The 13,503-nt window shown below is 72.2% G+C and carries 23 protein-coding genes; 22 read left to right on the top strand and 1 reads right to left on the bottom strand.

The window, feature by feature from the left end:
• Positions 1–19 precede the first annotated feature (19 nt).
• The 3 genes from ACODT5_RS00375 to ACODT5_RS00385 all read left to right on the top strand — a co-directional run bounded on the left by ACODT5_RS00375 (position 20) and on the right by ACODT5_RS00385 (position 2,922).
• Positions 20–439, top strand: a complete 420-nt coding sequence (locus ACODT5_RS00375) for a conjugal transfer protein TraB (protein ID WP_138894302.1) — start codon at positions 20–22, stop codon at positions 437–439.
• 81 nt (positions 440–520) lie between these two features.
• Positions 521–2,653: a chromosome segregation protein ParM gene (locus ACODT5_RS00380; RefSeq protein WP_422517109.1), complete on the top strand. Its 2,133-nt coding sequence runs from the start codon at positions 521–523 to the stop codon at positions 2,651–2,653.
• A gap of 80 nt (positions 2,654–2,733) precedes the next feature.
• Positions 2,734–2,922 carry a hypothetical protein gene (locus ACODT5_RS00385; RefSeq protein WP_138899411.1) on the top strand — a complete coding sequence of 63 codons (189 nt, stop codon included), beginning with the start codon at positions 2,734–2,736 and terminating at the stop codon, positions 2,920–2,922.
• Here the strand turns inward: ACODT5_RS00385 and ACODT5_RS00390 are convergent, their stop codons facing one another.
• Positions 2,923–3,084, bottom strand: a complete 162-nt coding sequence (locus ACODT5_RS00390; protein WP_327379000.1) for a hypothetical protein — start codon at positions 3,082–3,084, stop codon at positions 2,923–2,925. It abuts the gene before it with no gap.
• Between the two features lie 220 nt (positions 3,085–3,304).
• On the opposite strand from ACODT5_RS00390, the gene ACODT5_RS00395 reads away from it, so the two are divergent.
• From ACODT5_RS00395 to ACODT5_RS00485, 19 genes are all read left to right on the top strand, one after another.
• Positions 3,305–3,796, top strand: coding sequence for a hypothetical protein (locus ACODT5_RS00395; RefSeq protein ID WP_138899410.1), 492 nt, complete (start codon positions 3,305–3,307; stop codon positions 3,794–3,796).
• A 58-nt stretch (positions 3,797–3,854) separates the two neighbouring features.
• Positions 3,855–4,640 (top strand): hypothetical protein, encoded by a 786-nt coding sequence (locus tag ACODT5_RS00400; protein ID WP_422517110.1) that lies wholly within the window; start codon positions 3,855–3,857, stop codon positions 4,638–4,640.
• 45 nt (positions 4,641–4,685) lie between these two features.
• The gene (locus ACODT5_RS00405; RefSeq protein WP_422517111.1) at positions 4,686–4,946 is read left to right on the top strand and encodes a hypothetical protein; all 261 of its coding nucleotides are present in this window, start codon (positions 4,686–4,688) and stop codon (positions 4,944–4,946) included.
• 114 nt (positions 4,947–5,060) lie between these two features.
• A complete protein-coding gene (locus tag ACODT5_RS00410; protein ID WP_422517112.1) occupies positions 5,061–5,264 on the top strand; it encodes a hypothetical protein in 204 nt (67 codons plus the stop codon).
• Between the two features lie 234 nt (positions 5,265–5,498).
• A complete protein-coding gene (locus tag ACODT5_RS00415; protein ID WP_422517113.1) occupies positions 5,499–5,963 on the top strand; it encodes an RRQRL motif-containing zinc-binding protein in 465 nt (154 codons plus the stop codon).
• 115 nt (positions 5,964–6,078) lie between these two features.
• Positions 6,079–6,588, top strand: a complete 510-nt coding sequence (locus ACODT5_RS00420) for a hypothetical protein (RefSeq protein ID WP_422517114.1) — start codon at positions 6,079–6,081, stop codon at positions 6,586–6,588.
• Positions 6,585–6,932, top strand: a complete 348-nt coding sequence (locus ACODT5_RS00425) for a hypothetical protein (protein WP_422517115.1) — start codon at positions 6,585–6,587, stop codon at positions 6,930–6,932. Before ACODT5_RS00420 ends, ACODT5_RS00425 begins: the two co-directional genes overlap by 4 nt.
• Positions 6,929–7,933, top strand: a complete 1,005-nt coding sequence (locus ACODT5_RS00430) for an AAA family ATPase (protein ID WP_422517116.1) — start codon at positions 6,929–6,931, stop codon at positions 7,931–7,933. Before ACODT5_RS00425 ends, ACODT5_RS00430 begins: the two co-directional genes overlap by 4 nt.
• Positions 7,934–8,025: 92 nt before the next feature.
• Entirely contained in the window at positions 8,026–8,871 is an 846-nt protein-coding gene (locus ACODT5_RS00435; protein ID WP_422517117.1) for a hypothetical protein, read from the top strand.
• A gap of 86 nt (positions 8,872–8,957) precedes the next feature.
• Positions 8,958–9,233, top strand: a complete 276-nt coding sequence (locus ACODT5_RS00440; protein ID WP_422517118.1) for a hypothetical protein — start codon at positions 8,958–8,960, stop codon at positions 9,231–9,233.
• Positions 9,234–9,324: 91 nt separating this feature from the next.
• Positions 9,325–10,002: a GGDEF domain-containing protein gene (locus ACODT5_RS00445; RefSeq protein WP_422517119.1), complete on the top strand. Its 678-nt coding sequence runs from the start codon at positions 9,325–9,327 to the stop codon at positions 10,000–10,002.
• Positions 9,999–10,439, top strand: coding sequence for an ASCH domain-containing protein (locus ACODT5_RS00450; protein WP_422517120.1), 441 nt, complete (start codon positions 9,999–10,001; stop codon positions 10,437–10,439). Before ACODT5_RS00445 ends, ACODT5_RS00450 begins: the two co-directional genes overlap by 4 nt.
• Positions 10,436–10,717: a hypothetical protein gene (locus ACODT5_RS00455; protein WP_385322500.1), complete on the top strand. Its 282-nt coding sequence runs from the start codon at positions 10,436–10,438 to the stop codon at positions 10,715–10,717. The genes ACODT5_RS00450 and ACODT5_RS00455 overlap by 4 nt, the downstream gene beginning before the upstream one ends.
• Before the next feature lie 22 nt (positions 10,718–10,739).
• Positions 10,740–10,946 (top strand): hypothetical protein, encoded by a 207-nt coding sequence (locus ACODT5_RS00460; RefSeq protein ID WP_073920992.1) that lies wholly within the window; start codon positions 10,740–10,742, stop codon positions 10,944–10,946.
• Complete coding sequence (locus ACODT5_RS00465) at positions 10,946–11,431, top strand: hypothetical protein (RefSeq protein WP_422517121.1); 486 nt, start codon at positions 10,946–10,948, stop codon at positions 11,429–11,431. The genes ACODT5_RS00460 and ACODT5_RS00465 overlap by 1 nt, the downstream gene beginning before the upstream one ends.
• Complete coding sequence (locus ACODT5_RS00470) at positions 11,428–11,601, top strand: hypothetical protein (protein WP_422517122.1); 174 nt, start codon at positions 11,428–11,430, stop codon at positions 11,599–11,601. The genes ACODT5_RS00465 and ACODT5_RS00470 overlap by 4 nt, the downstream gene beginning before the upstream one ends.
• Positions 11,602–11,738: 137 nt before the next feature.
• Positions 11,739–12,341, top strand: a complete 603-nt coding sequence (locus ACODT5_RS00475; protein WP_422517123.1) for a hypothetical protein — start codon at positions 11,739–11,741, stop codon at positions 12,339–12,341.
• Complete coding sequence (locus ACODT5_RS00480) at positions 12,323–12,742, top strand: RapZ C-terminal domain-containing protein (protein WP_422517124.1); 420 nt, start codon at positions 12,323–12,325, stop codon at positions 12,740–12,742. The genes ACODT5_RS00475 and ACODT5_RS00480 overlap by 19 nt, the downstream gene beginning before the upstream one ends.
• On the top strand, positions 12,739–13,269 hold the full coding sequence (locus tag ACODT5_RS00485; RefSeq protein ID WP_422517125.1) for a hypothetical protein: 531 nt from the start codon (positions 12,739–12,741) through the stop codon (positions 13,267–13,269). The genes ACODT5_RS00480 and ACODT5_RS00485 overlap by 4 nt, the downstream gene beginning before the upstream one ends.
• Positions 13,270–13,503: the final 234 nt, after the last annotated feature.

The following is a 13,503-nucleotide window of genomic DNA, read 5'->3' on the forward strand; positions in this document are numbered from 1 at the left end:
AGAGGGAGGAAACCCGCTGATGAGCAGCGATCTCGCACCCCGCCCCAGCGGCGCGGCACCCGCCGTGGCCGACGGCGACAACCGCTATAAGGCCGTCCAGGCCAAGCTCGACGCCCTCGGGCGCGCGCTGGATGACGCCGGGCTCGGCCTGGAGGAGCTCGTGCGCAGCGTCCGCAGGAACGCCAAGCGTGCCGAGGACGCGGCCCGCGACGTCGACAACGCCGAACTCGACCCGAAGTTCGTGGAGCTGACCAGCAACGTCGGTGTCGCCCTCGGGGGCGCCGGGGTGCAGGTCAAGAAGCTGTACGAGACGGCGCAGGAGACCGCCGACCTCACCCACGAGACCAAGCGCACCCACTCCAAGCTCTACGGCGCGCTGGACGACATCCGTTCCAACCGGCGGGAGAAGACGCCCCGACCCGGGTTCTTCAACCGCTGACCCCCTCCCCCACCCACCCCGCCACGGGCGGCCCCGCACACCTCGCGGGGCCGCCCGCGGCTGTTCTGCGAAGGAGAAGCCATGACCACGCCGCGCAGCGTCGCGCTCGAACGCCTCGCCTACACCCTCGCCGCGCCCGTGCTGGCCGTGGCCCCGAACATCTACCCCGACAGCCCCGTCAACCAGGTCGTGCAGCTGGCTGGCGCGGCCGGGATCGGCGGCTGGTTCCTCGCCGCCAAGAGCGATGAGCCCGGCGCCGGACGCAAGATCCTGCGCTGGTCCCCGCTGGTCCTGGCCGCCGCCATCGACGTCACCGCCGGGCACACCGGCGGCTTCGGCCCGTACTGGCTGGACGGGCTGCTCGCGGCCACATGGGCGGCGGCCGGCTACCTGGTGATGCCCTTCTCCCGGCACGCCCGTCGCCGTCACCGCCCCGCGCTGGCCGCGCCCGTCCCGCAGTCGGCGCCCGTCGAAGTCCTCGAGGAGCCGGTCGTCCAGGACGACGGAGCCGACCTGCTCACCCGCGACGCGCGGATGCTGTGGGAGCAGGCCGGGATGCCCGGCCGTACGCACATCGTCAAGGCCACCCGGCACCCCGGCCAGCAGCACGACATGACGATCCTGCTGCGCGCCTCGGAGACCGGACGGCCGATCACCGGCCTCACCGAGGCCGCCGTCGCCGCACCGTTCGCCGTGCACTCCGGCGACGTCGTCCTGGCGGAGGTCGCCATCCAGCCCGGCCGCCAGGGCGGCCCCGGCTGGCTGGAGGCCCACATCACCCCCGACGCCAACCAGCGGCGCCGCAAGGCCCCCACCGACCAGGAGCGCTGGACGGACAAGGTCGGCTCGCCCAAGGGCGGCGCCCCCGGCTCCGAGCTGGTCCACAAGACCCGCGACGGCGTCCGGGGGGTCACCTTCTACCGGGCGAAGATGGCCGACGCCACCACGTCCCCGCGTATCGACCTGGCGAAGGTCTGCCGCGGCCTGGGCCTGCCCGAGGACGACAGTTGCGTGTTCGTCCTCATCGACGGCATCGAGTTCCTCATCAGCGCGTTCGACAAGCCCCCGCTGTCCGCGATCTTCCCCGCCACCCGGGAGCTGCTCACCCCGGACGCGAAGGGCATGTACGTGTGCGGGTACACCATCACCGGCCAGCCGGTGAAGAACATGGTGTTCCAGCACGACAAGAACGCCGCCCGGCACGGGCTGATCCTCGGTGTGAGTCGGTCGGGGAAGACGCAGTTCTTCGCGATCGACATGGCCGCCATGTCCCTCGCCGGGCAGGTCGTGTGGCTCTCCACCGTCCGCAAGGACGAGAAGACCACCGTGCTCGGGAAGTACATCGACCGGCAGGGCTCCAACGCCCTGTGGATGGCCCGCTCGCTGCGCGCGGCGAAGGCGCTGTGCGAGATCCGCGCGGAGATGCCCTGGCCGCACGACGGCGAGGCGCACGACTACAAGCCGGGCGATGCCCGCTGCCCCTACCGGCAGCTGAACGTGTTCGCGGACGAGTTCATGACCGCGGCGCAGGACGGGGACTTCGGGGAGTTCATCCAGAAGGACGGCGATGACCTCACGGTCACCGGCCTGAAGTACGGGATCGGCTTCAACCCGGCCGGGCAGTCGCCGTTCGCGCACAACGGGTTCTCCACCGAGATGAAGGACAACCTGCGGCAGAACAGCCGGCCGTCCATCTTCAACATGGGTTCGCCCGGTGCCACCCGCAAGGCTGCGGAGGGCACGATGGAGAACGCCTACGACGTGCCGACCATCCCGGCCCGCTACGCCCAGCAGGAAGGGTCCGCGATCGAGCGGGCCATGCGCGGCGAGGCCGACCCGGAGAACGGGGTCAGCACCGGCGGCGTCGCCATCATGGTCCTAGACAACGGGCGCGCGGTGTTGATGCGGTCGCTGTACGCGGACTTCGACACCGACCTCGCCGAACTGTTCCCCGACGACGTCAACCACCTCACCGACCACGAGGTCAGTGAGCTGGAGAAGCGCGGCCTGTGGTTCGACTGGAACGAGCCCGTGCGGCCCGGCGAGTTCTGGCCCGAACCCAAGGAAGACGACGGCGACGACGGCGGCTCCCGCCGCCGTGGCGGCGGAGGCGGCAAGGGCGGCGGCGGCCGCGGCTCCAAGGACGGCAGTCGCCAGGAGGTCGTCTCTGCCCGCAAGGCGCTGGAGGCCATCAAGAGCCTCACCGACGCCTGATCACACCCACCCACTCCCGGGGCCGGCCTGCCCGAGCACGGCCGGCCCCACCCGATCCCTTGTGAAGGAGCACCACCACCGTGGCCCTCTCCATCTCCGCCGCCGTGCTGATGGGCATCATCGTCTTCGTCCTGATCAAGGGCGGCAACGTCCGCGTCGGCTCCGCCCTGGCCTGCACGCTGTTCGGCTTCACCCTCGCCGCGACCGGCCTGGCCCCGGCCATCAACAGCGGCCTCGCCTCGTTCGCCGGACTGATCTCCAGCTTCTGACTACGCCTCTTCCCAGGGCGGGTCCGGCGTGTAGTTGAGCCCTTCGCAGAAGCGGCAGTCCCACTCCGAGGGCACCTCCCACTTGTCGACCCAGAAGCCGACCTGCCTGCCCACGAAGAAGTTGTCTCCGTCGCACCACCCGCACTGGAAGACGAACTCCACCCCAACCCCTTCCCGACGCCTGTTGGTCCGAGGATGCCCGCAGCGCGTAGGCGGTGCCTACCCACCCGCGAGCCTCAACTCCCCTGCTACGCAACGCCGAAGGGCGCCGCCGGACACGCTCCGGCGACGCCCTTCGACGTCGCGCGCCCCTCCCCCACGCGCCCTCCCGGCCACCACGGCCAGGAGGGCGCTCCCCTTCCGCGTGATCGGAGAACACCCCATGGACCCCCTGCACACCCAGCACGGCATGCCCGAGTCCGAGGCCGCGGCCGAAGCCCGCCGCCTGATCGACGCCTGGGCGGCCAAGCCCGTACTCCACCACCCCACCTCGTTCCGCGACGAGACCGAGCCGCCGGCCTTCGGCACCACCCCGCCCGTGAAGCAGGAAGACCACCGGATCGTCCCGGCCTGGGCGGCCGGGATCGCGGTGGCCTCCATCGGCGTCGGCGCAGGGATCACCGGCATCGGCTGCGGGGCCTGGCTCGTGCTCCAGGGCCTGGCCTCCGTCACGTTGAACAGCGTCCTCATGGTCACCCTGCCGTTCGCGGGCCTGGCCATGGCCGCCACCGCCATCGGCGGCGCGATCAGCAAGGCCCGCGCGGCCGTCACCAAGAACGTCTTCGAGGGTCCGGTCACCCACCACACCGAGATCCACAACAACAGCACCACGCGCGGCGCGTTCTTCGCCCGCACCCGCAACGAGATCCGCTGACCGGCTCCGGCCAGCCCGCACCGCTCACCGATTTCTTCGCAGAAGGAGCAGCTACGCCATGACCCACAACGACAAGCCCGTCAACGGCCAGGACAACCCGTCCTTCCTCGACCTCCTCAACCAGCTGCCGCCCGTGCCTCCGGCCCCCGAGCACACCGCCGGGCGGCTCGCGTGGCTGCGCGCCGCGTGGAAGGAGTCGTGGGAGGAGGGTGGCTTCCTCTACCAGCGGTGGGAGGAGGTCTTCGAGGTCCGGCACAGCAGCTGGCACGAGGTCGCCAACTGGATCAAGGCGGCGGCACTGTTCGGCGGACTCAGCCTCATCGTGCTGATGCTGGACGCGGCTGGCGACCTCGCCTCCGCCGCGCTCAAGGGCCTGGCCGCCGTCCCGGCCACCAGCGGCGGCGACGGCAGCGGCCTGTGGGGCACGGTCGACCACCCCGTCCGCGTGTTCCTCGCCGCCCAGGCCGCGCACCTGGCCGTCGCCCCGGCCGCCCTGTACGCGTTCTGGCAGCTCACCGGCCTGCTCGGCCTGGTCGGCGGGTTCCTCGGCAACGCCGGAGCCCGCATCGCCTGGCTGCTGTTCGGCATCGGAACCCTCGCCATGATCTGGTCCACCGCCCCAGCCGGAGGGCGCGCCGCCGCCACCGGGCTCGCCGCCCTCATGTGGGCCCTGGCCAGCATCTTCGCCCTGCGCGGCCTGAGCCTGCGGCCCATCGTCCACAACCACCCGCCGCAGTACCAGTTCAGCCCCGCGCTCCACCTGCACGCCACGCTCCCCGCCCCCACCCCGGCGGGCGACGACTTCGACGACGAACCCGACAACGTCCACCCGCTCCAGCGCTGACCGCACTACCCCGTCCACCACCACCGCGCACCGAAAGGAATCCGCATGAAGCCGCAGATGCCGAAGACCGAGTTCTGGACCGGCACCTTCCACGGGAGCCACGACGGCCTCACCGTCAAGGTCACCGCGACCCGCGACGACACCCGCCCCGAGCCGTACGCCTGGACGTGCAGCTGCGGCGAGTCCCGGTCCTTCCCGACCAGCGACGACGTGTTCGACACCGCCTGGCGGCACACCCACCCCGGCCCCGTCGACCGGCTGCGGCAGTGGGCCACCCGCCGCCGGCGCACTCGCCGCTCCCGCTGACCCGACGCCCTGCCTGGTCCTCGCCCGCCCTGCACCCCGGGGTCCGGCGAGGGCCGGACAGGCCGCCTGGCCGCACGCACCGCCCCCGTCCGCGAATGAGAAGGAGACCCCGTCTTGGCGAAAGCCCCGACCGTCATAGGCGTGCTCACCGAGCCCCCGGCCCCGACCTGGTGGAAGGTCAACCGCCACAAGGTCTTCGGTATCGGCGGGCTGGTGATCGGCTACCTGATCGGCACCCACCTGGCAGGCACCCCCGGGCAGGAGCCGGCCACCCCCCGGCCGGGCCATACCGCGCCCGCACCGGCAACCTCCGGCTGAGCAACCCGCGCGCACGGCCCACGGCATCGCCGCACCACCCAGCCGCACCACCGCTACGCCCCGCCGACACCAGCACGACGTCGGCGGGGCGCAGCGCTGCCCGCTCGATGACTGGAGGAGATCGCTCGTGCTCATCCCCCGCCCGCGCCGCCGGATCGGCCGGCCCCGCCCGCAGCGTCCCGGACCCCGCTACCCGTATCGCCCCGACCGGCTGCCCGGCACCTGGAGCCGGTGATGCCGCGCCGCCGAACGAGGCGCCGCCGCCGCGAGGTGACCAGGGTGCCGCGCAGTGACGCGGCGCTGCCGGAGTTCGACCGCGGCACAGTGCCCGAAGGGCTCGTGACCAGACGGAAGTTACGGGACATGCAGCTGAGTCCCGGCAGCAATCAGGGCCCGGTCGCGATCCTGCGGTGCAGGCTGTGCGCGACCCGCCCGCAGTGGTCCTGCCGTCACCCGACCCGCGGCTTCCTGCTCCGCGTCGACCTGGCGGTGCCCAAGCGCACGCCGACGCTCGCCCAGGAATGGGCCCTGGACAAGGCGATGGCAGCACGCCAGACCTGCGGCGACTGCGGGCGGCGGTTCTACTTCTGCCTCTCCAAGAAGCTCGGCTGTTGCATCGAGTGCTTCGACGGCACCCCGGTGGACCCGAGCAGCTACTTCGCGCCCTCGGCACCCGCCGCTCACCGGCTGGCCGCGTAGCGCGAGCCCCGTCCCGGCCGCACAGGCCGGGACGGGGGTACCACCGGGCGGCCGCAGCATCGGCAAAGAGCCGGCCGCCCGCTCCCTCACCCATCGAGATCAGGAGAAATCCAGCATGACGCATCGCCCCGCAGTCTTCGCGGCCCTGCTCGGACTGACCCGCGCCGGGAGCGCGATCGGTGATTTTTGGGTCCAGAACGACTTCTGCGCCCGGGTGAAGGGCGCCTCCGACGAGCACCCGGTCACCTTCAAGGACCCGGCCACCGGCCAGGAGACCACCCACGGCACGGCCGGCGGCCGTTCCGCGTGCCTGCACCACTGCCTGACCTATACGGCCACGCAGGCGATCGTGGCCGGGGCCGGTGCCCGCGCGCTCGGCATCCGGGTTCACCCGGCCGCCGCCGCGGCCGCGCTCGCCATCTCCTTCGGCACCCACTACGCCGCGGACCGCCGCGTCCCGGGCAAGGGCCTGCTGGAGAAGATCGCCACCAAGACCGGCAAGGGCGGCTTCTACAAGCTCGCCGACTTCGGCATCAACGGGGCCTTCCACCTGGACGGCGCCTGGCACCACGGCTGGGAAACCGTCGCCGCCCTGGTCGCCACCACCAAGGCCACCAGCCGATGACCGGCCGCACCCGCACCCGCCTGGACCGGGTACGCGCTTCCGCCGGGATCGTCCAGCTCGCCCTCCAGCAGATCCAGGACGAACTCACCGGCGAGGTCGGCGCCCAGGAGCTCGCGCAGATCCTGCGCGAGCTCCACCACGAGGACCACCGCCAGGACGGCGTCTTCGGCTCCCTCGCGCAGCTGCTCACCGTCGCCGCGCAGGCCGCCGGACGGATCGAGCCGGACCGCGACGGCGAGATGTCGTGCCCGCTGCACGAGGCCGCCGCCCTCATCACCGAGAACGCCGGCCTGCAGACCCACTACGCCACCCGTGCTCTTGACCCGCAGGGAGAAGCCGAATGACCACCTTCCGCCTGGAGAACGCGCTGCCCGTCGACACGACGATCCCGGAGCCCTCGTTGGTGTGCCTGATCGGCGCGGCCGGTTCGGGCAAGTCGACGTGGGCCTCCACCTGGCCCGCCACGCAGGTCCTGGAGCTCGACCGGTTCAGGGCCCTGGTCAGCGACGACGCCGGGTGCCAGGAATCGACCGGCGACGCCGTGTTCGCGCTCCAGGCCGTCCTCGAGGCGCGCCTCGCCCGCCGCAAGATGACGGTCGTCGACGCGACGAATTGCGAGCTCGCCGTGCGCGCCGACCTGATCGCCACCGCCCGCCGACACGGCGTGCCGACGGTCGCCCTGGTCGTCCCGACTCCGCTCTCCGTGTGCCTGGAGCGTCAGGAAGGCCGGCCCGCGAACCGTCGCGTGCCCGAGCACGTCGTACGGGCGCAGCACGCCGCCATGGTCGACGCGTTCCCCGGCCTGCCCGCCGAAGGGTTCGACCACGTCGTCGTCGCGGAGAACGTCTACCGCCTCCAGGCGCTGCTGAAGCCGCTGAGCGATGCCCGGCGCGCGGATCTCGGCTGGGACGACGGCGAGGGCCTGGGCGACCTGCTCCTGGTCCGGCGCACCTTCGGCCCCGAGATCCTGCCGATGTGGCGCTGGCGCGACAACTCGCCGCTCGCCGGCGGCGACCGCGTCGCGGAGATCCGGCTCGGAGCCGACCGCATCGTCCTCGCCCAGCGCAACGACATCGACGGCGAGGGCGACGTCGGCTTCGACATCCTGGTCGGCTGCGCGGCCGACGCCGAATGCGAGGGCCAGGCGTGGGCGCCGGCCTACAACGTCACCGACCTTCTGCGCGCGCTGACCGGCGAGCTGATGACCGACCCGGATGTGCGCTGCACCGTCCACGGCGGGCCCGACGACGTCGACCAGGAGGCCGACGACCACGCCCTCCAGGACGACGACCCCGAGGGCCGCGCGGACCTGGAGGCGCAGTACGCGGACGCGGTCCGCGGGTGAGCCGCACCGCCGGTGCTTCACCGAACAGCCCGAACCCGCCACGCCCCGGCCACGCCGGGCGCCCGCTGTTACCCCGGGAAGGACACCCAGCCATGAGCATCACGATCACGAACACGTACGGCACCGCGCACCACGTCAGCGAGACCAACCCGGCCCACGTCACCAGCTGCGACCGGTACCGGCTGCCGCTCGTCGCCACTATCACCCCCGGGAACCCCGGCTACGGGGACATGGTGGAGATGCTGAAGGACAACGGCCACGACACCCGCCCCGAGGGATACGGGCTGATCTTCCTGGAGTCCGAGGAGTTCTCCGCGACCTACTTCGGGTCGATCGCCCAGATCGAGCAGTACCAGCGCGACAACGTCGACGGCACCGCGACCTTCGACGCCTCGCAGGGCGTCATGTACGCCCAGTGGCCCCACGGCAAGGGCTGGGACGACCTTCTTCCCCGCGTCTTCTGGAACTGGGCTGGGCGCGGCGGGATCGCGGACGGCGTCGGCCTCGTCACCGCCTTCGCGCACACCGAGATCCCGGGTGCGGAGGTCATCGTCTTCGAGTTCGAAGGCAAGTGGCTTCCCGACAGCGAGCCTCAGCAGCTGGTCACCCACCACTGCACCGGCTGCCACCTGGACACCTTCCACGACAGCGGGCATGTCCACGAGAACACCGGCCCCAGCAGCCGACGCTGGGCCGCCCGCCAGGCCCGCCAGCACCTCATCAGCGCCGCCCGGCACGGCGTCGGCGACAAAAACAGCGCCTGCCGCCCCCACAACGGCGAGATGCTGCGCGCCGTGAACGCGGCCGCCCGCGACATGTGGGGCACCACCGGCAACGCACTCCCGGACACCGACGACGCGTACTGCGCCACCAAGGGCCCCTGCTCGCTCATCCGCGAACTCCGTGCCGGAGTCCGCCCGCCCACCTACCGCGCCTGACGGACGCTCCGTGCCGCCCCGGCCTCCCGCACGACGGAGGCCGGGGCGGTCGCGGTGGTCCCTCAACACGGAAGGAGCTGGACGTCATGCGCCGATACGAGGTCGACGTCCCGATACACCACACAACGGACCAGGAACGGCGAGGTCTTCACGTCTTCACCGGCCGCGCGGCCGGTGAGAGCGAGGCCCTGGCCGCCGCGCACAGCGCCTACGACCGGGCCGTGCAGCACGTGTCCGCCGGCCTCCCGGCCCCCGACGACTCCAGCGACGGATGGGCCGCGCGCGGCCTACGTCCCGACTGGGTCCTGGACTGGCACAAGGCCACGACCAAGGCGTGGGTCAACCCCAACAGCCTGATGTGAATTCGCCCCGGGACGGCCGCCAAAGGCCGGAAAACCAGTCGGCCGCCCCGGGGTTTCCCCATCCCGTACGAGACGAGAGGGAGACCTCAGTATGGACTTCGTCCTGCACACGACGGGCCGGTTCGGCCCGCACACCCTTATGATCACCACCGCCGCCGTGCCGCTGACCGGCTGGGTGGTCCACGCCGTCGCGCTGCACAAGAAGCTCGCCGCGACGAAGCGCGACCCGCTGACGGGCCTGCTGCGCCGCGACTCCTACACCGCCCGCGCCCGCCGGCTCCTGGCTCGCCACGGCGACAAGGTGACTGTGGTCATGGTCGACGCCGACCGGTTCAAGCAGATCAACGACGGCCTCGGACATGCGGCCGGGGACACGGTCCTCGCGTCGATCGGCGCACGGCTGACCGCGTGGGCGGGCCCGCGCGCCGCGATCGGCAGGCTCGGGGGTGATGAGTTCGCCGTGGTCCTGGAGCTGACTTCCGACCGCCGTGAACAGCGCCTCGCACAGCTGGTCCGGATGCTGCACACGCCGGTCACCCTGGACGACGGCCGCACCGTCGACGTCGCCGCCTCGGTCGGCGCCGCGGCCCCGGCCTCGGTCGGCTCCCGCGACCTCACCGCGTTGCAGAGGGCCGCCGATGCCGCCCTCTACGACGGCAAGCACTCCGGCCGCGCGGTCCTCGCGACGGCGCAGCACGTCACGGTGCCGTCCATCAACGGCCGCCGGGCCGGCCGTCCGGGCACGGCGGTGTGGGGGCGGGCCGCATGAGCATCGCGACCCTGCCCGAGGGCGACTGGATCCGCGGCATCAGCATCCGGCAGCCGTACGCGGCCTGCATCCTCGCCGGTGCCAAGGACGTGGAGAACCGGCCCGGCCGGTGGCGGACCGGCTGGGTGCTGCTGCACACGAGCCAGACCGTGGAGCGGCCCGCCCTGCGCGTCCCGCTGGTCGGCCGCACGATCCGCGACCGCCAGCTGGTCACCGGCGCGGTCGTCGGCGTCGCCCGGATCACCGACTGCCACCAGGACCTCGAGGGAGCGCCGCTCTGCTCGCCGTGGGCACACCCCGGGGCCTGGCACCTCGTGCTCCAGGACGTCCAGGAGCTCCCCCTGCCTGTCCCCGCGCGCGGACAGGTCGTCCCGTGGAAGCCGAAGCCGGACCTGCTGGAGCGCGTCTTCCAGCAGCTGCCCGGCTTCCGGCCGTGACCACCCGAGCCAAGAAGAAGCCGCCGTTCGAGCCGGGCCTGGTCCCGGCTCCCGGCGCGCTCCTCGAATGGCGCGACAGCCAGCACTACGACCGCTGGCAGGACCGCCCCTGCGTGCTGTGCGAGAAGCCCACGCCGATGCGCTCCCACGCAGGGGAGCCCGTCCACAAGGCGTGCGCTGAGGACTGGATCGCCGCGAACCCCGTTGAGGCCCGCCGCGAGGGCCGCTTCGCCTCCGACACCCAGCCCAAGAGCACCAAGCGCGCCACCCACGCCTGAACCCCTCCCCTCGGAGGCCCCCATGAGCAGCACCGACCGCGACGTCGACCACGCTCTCGCCTACCCCGAGCCGCCGGCCTCTCCGCTCTGGCACCGCCACGGCGCGGCGAAGGCCCGGCCCCTCACGCCCGCTGAGCAGAAGCGCAACGCCGAGCTCCTGGTGCTCGCGCAGCGCACCCCCCGACCCCGCTCCCCTCGCCCCACCGAGACCCTGGCGGAGGCCAGCTGATGGACACCAAGAACTGCACCGTCGACGGCTGGGTCGACGCGATCCCCGCCCCCGGCCCGCACGGCACCGCGATGTTCGACCTGACCGTGTGCCCCGTCGACGTGGACACCCTCCCCGAGGACGCCCCCGACACGGTCGTCTCCTGCACCAGCACGGCCGCCGGGATCGTCCATGAGCTGCTGACCCGCATACAGCCCGGCGACCTGCTGCGCGTCACCGGCGACCTGGTCCAGCCTCAGCACCCCGGTACGCCCGCCCGGCTCACCGTGGAAGTCCTGGAGGTCCTGGACACCGCGCCGATGCTGGTCCTGAGCGACATGGTCATCGACCGGTACGGCGACTACTGCGTGATCTTTAACGCCGACATCGACACCGTGCCTGTCTTCACCACGCGCGGCACGTGGGTTGGCCTCGCCGACAACCCCGACGCCATCACCACCCTGATCGACACCCACGAGCGCGTGCACGGCGGCGACGACCGATGACCACCGCCGCGCCCCGAACCGTCCTGGAGCGTTTCCCCGCTGGCCACCCCCGCGGCTGCTGGCCCGCCGACGAGTACGCCGCCGCCCAGCGCGCCCAGGGCATCGACGCCCACGTCGTGATGGACCTGACCACCGACCAGTTCCTCGTCGTCACCGACACCAGCAGCTGACCGTCGCTGCGATCAACACCGCCCGCGAAGCGGCCCGCCCCAGTGCCGGGCTGCTTCACCCATGTCCGGCCCGGGGCGGCCGCTGGCCACGAGCCCGGCCGCCCCGGACGCCACCCCCCTCAACTCAAGGAGATCCCGTGACCGCCTTCACCGACGCCGCCGCTGGCGAGCCGTTCGTTCTGTCCGGCGCCGAGCCGGGCTTCGACCACCTGCACGGCATCCCGGCCGCCGCACTGGGCGAGGAGAGCGACCGCCTCCTGGCCCTGGGCCACCTCACCGACCGCACGGTCCTGGCCGTCACCGGCGCCTACCACCGGCGGGTGCTCGGGGAGCTCATCGTCCCCACCAGTGAACTCACCGACCTGCTCAGCTTCGGCACCAAGCGCACCCACATCCAGGCCGTCAGGGCGAGGGCTGATGACGACTGCGCCTGGTACGTCGAGGACGCCGTCCCCGAGGCCCCCACCGCGCAGCCCGCCACCTTCATCGCCATCGAGTGGCTGGAGCGGGAGGACATAGCGATCCCGTCCCGATGCCCGGCCTGCACCCGCATCAGCCGCTCGACACGGTTCACCCAGCGGCCCGACCACAGCGGATGGAGCCACTACCACCGCTGCCGCCACTGCGCCCACCTGTGGCTGCCGCCGGTCACCGCCCTACACCCCGAGCCAGAAGCACTCCGTCAGCCCTACCCCCTCCCCCGCGACCTGGAGGTCCCCTCGTGTACCCGATCCGCCTGATCTCGTTCGGCTACCTGCACCTGCCTACCGGCCCGGACGGCTCCCCTGTCCCGCCCGCCGCCGACCGCATCGAAGACGTCCGCGACCGGCTCCGCGACCCGGCCGCCGCCCGGGACATCCTCGACCTCGACGGCTTCCACCCCCGCGTCCAGGATGTCGTCCTCAACACCCCCGGCGCCCGCGAGCTCCTCGCCAACCTCGCCGACTACGCCGACCTGCCCGCCGGCCCCCGCCGGATCGCGATCGGCTGTGCAGGAGGTAGGCACAGGGCATCCGGTCTCACCGAACTGCTTGCCCGCGAACTCCGCGCCCGCGGCCGCCAGGTCGACGTCGAACACCTCCACGTCCATCTGCCGCGCGTCCTGAAGGCGGCCGACACCAGCACCGGAGCGAGCGCATGACCACCACGGCCCCCTACGAGATCGAGACCAGCGAGGGCGACGACGGCACCCCGCACCCCGTCGAACAGCTCTGGACGCCGTGCGCCGACGACGCACCCGACAGCGGCTTCATCGCCCATCGCGACCTGTACGTCACCGGGATCGACGACGCCACCGAAGACCACCTCTACCCGGTGGCCTTCATCGTCCTCGGGCACCAGCGGTGGGCCGACGTCATCGAGGCCGCCGCCGCGTACATGGCCAGGGTCCACGGCTGGCGGAACCTGCATCTCTACCCCGGCGACGACCCCTCCGTGCTCATCCCCCGCATTCCACGTGCCGTTCTCACCTGGGGTGTGTTCTTACGGCATCCGCACCCGGACCACGGCTGCGGATGCGAGTGGGACGACACCTGGCGCATGGTCTGGGCTTCGGCCGCCGAGCCCGGCGCCATCCCGATCACCGTCCTGCGGCACCCTGCCGCCCTGGTGACCGCAGCCGGCATCCCCAACCCCGACGAAGATGCGCCCGCAACCTGGGCGTGCTGACAGCCGAACCGCCGAAGGCCCGGCCTCCCGCAATCGCGCGGGAGGCCGGGCCTTTTCGCGTTTCAGGGGTCCTGTGGCGAGGCCAGGTCGCCGCCCGACTCTTCTTTACGGCGTAAAGAAGACGCCGTCTCGGGCTGCCTGGGATGTTCCCCGCCGCGGCGCCTGTACGGCGGGTTGATGTGCGGACACATCCGCCAGTCCCGCGGCGTGTTCGCGCCTTCGACGGAGTGGCTG

Origin of the sequence: Streptomyces tatrensis (assembly GCF_049310065.1) — a bacterium.
Classification (GTDB): Bacteria; Actinomycetota; Actinomycetes; order Streptomycetales; family Streptomycetaceae; genus Streptomyces.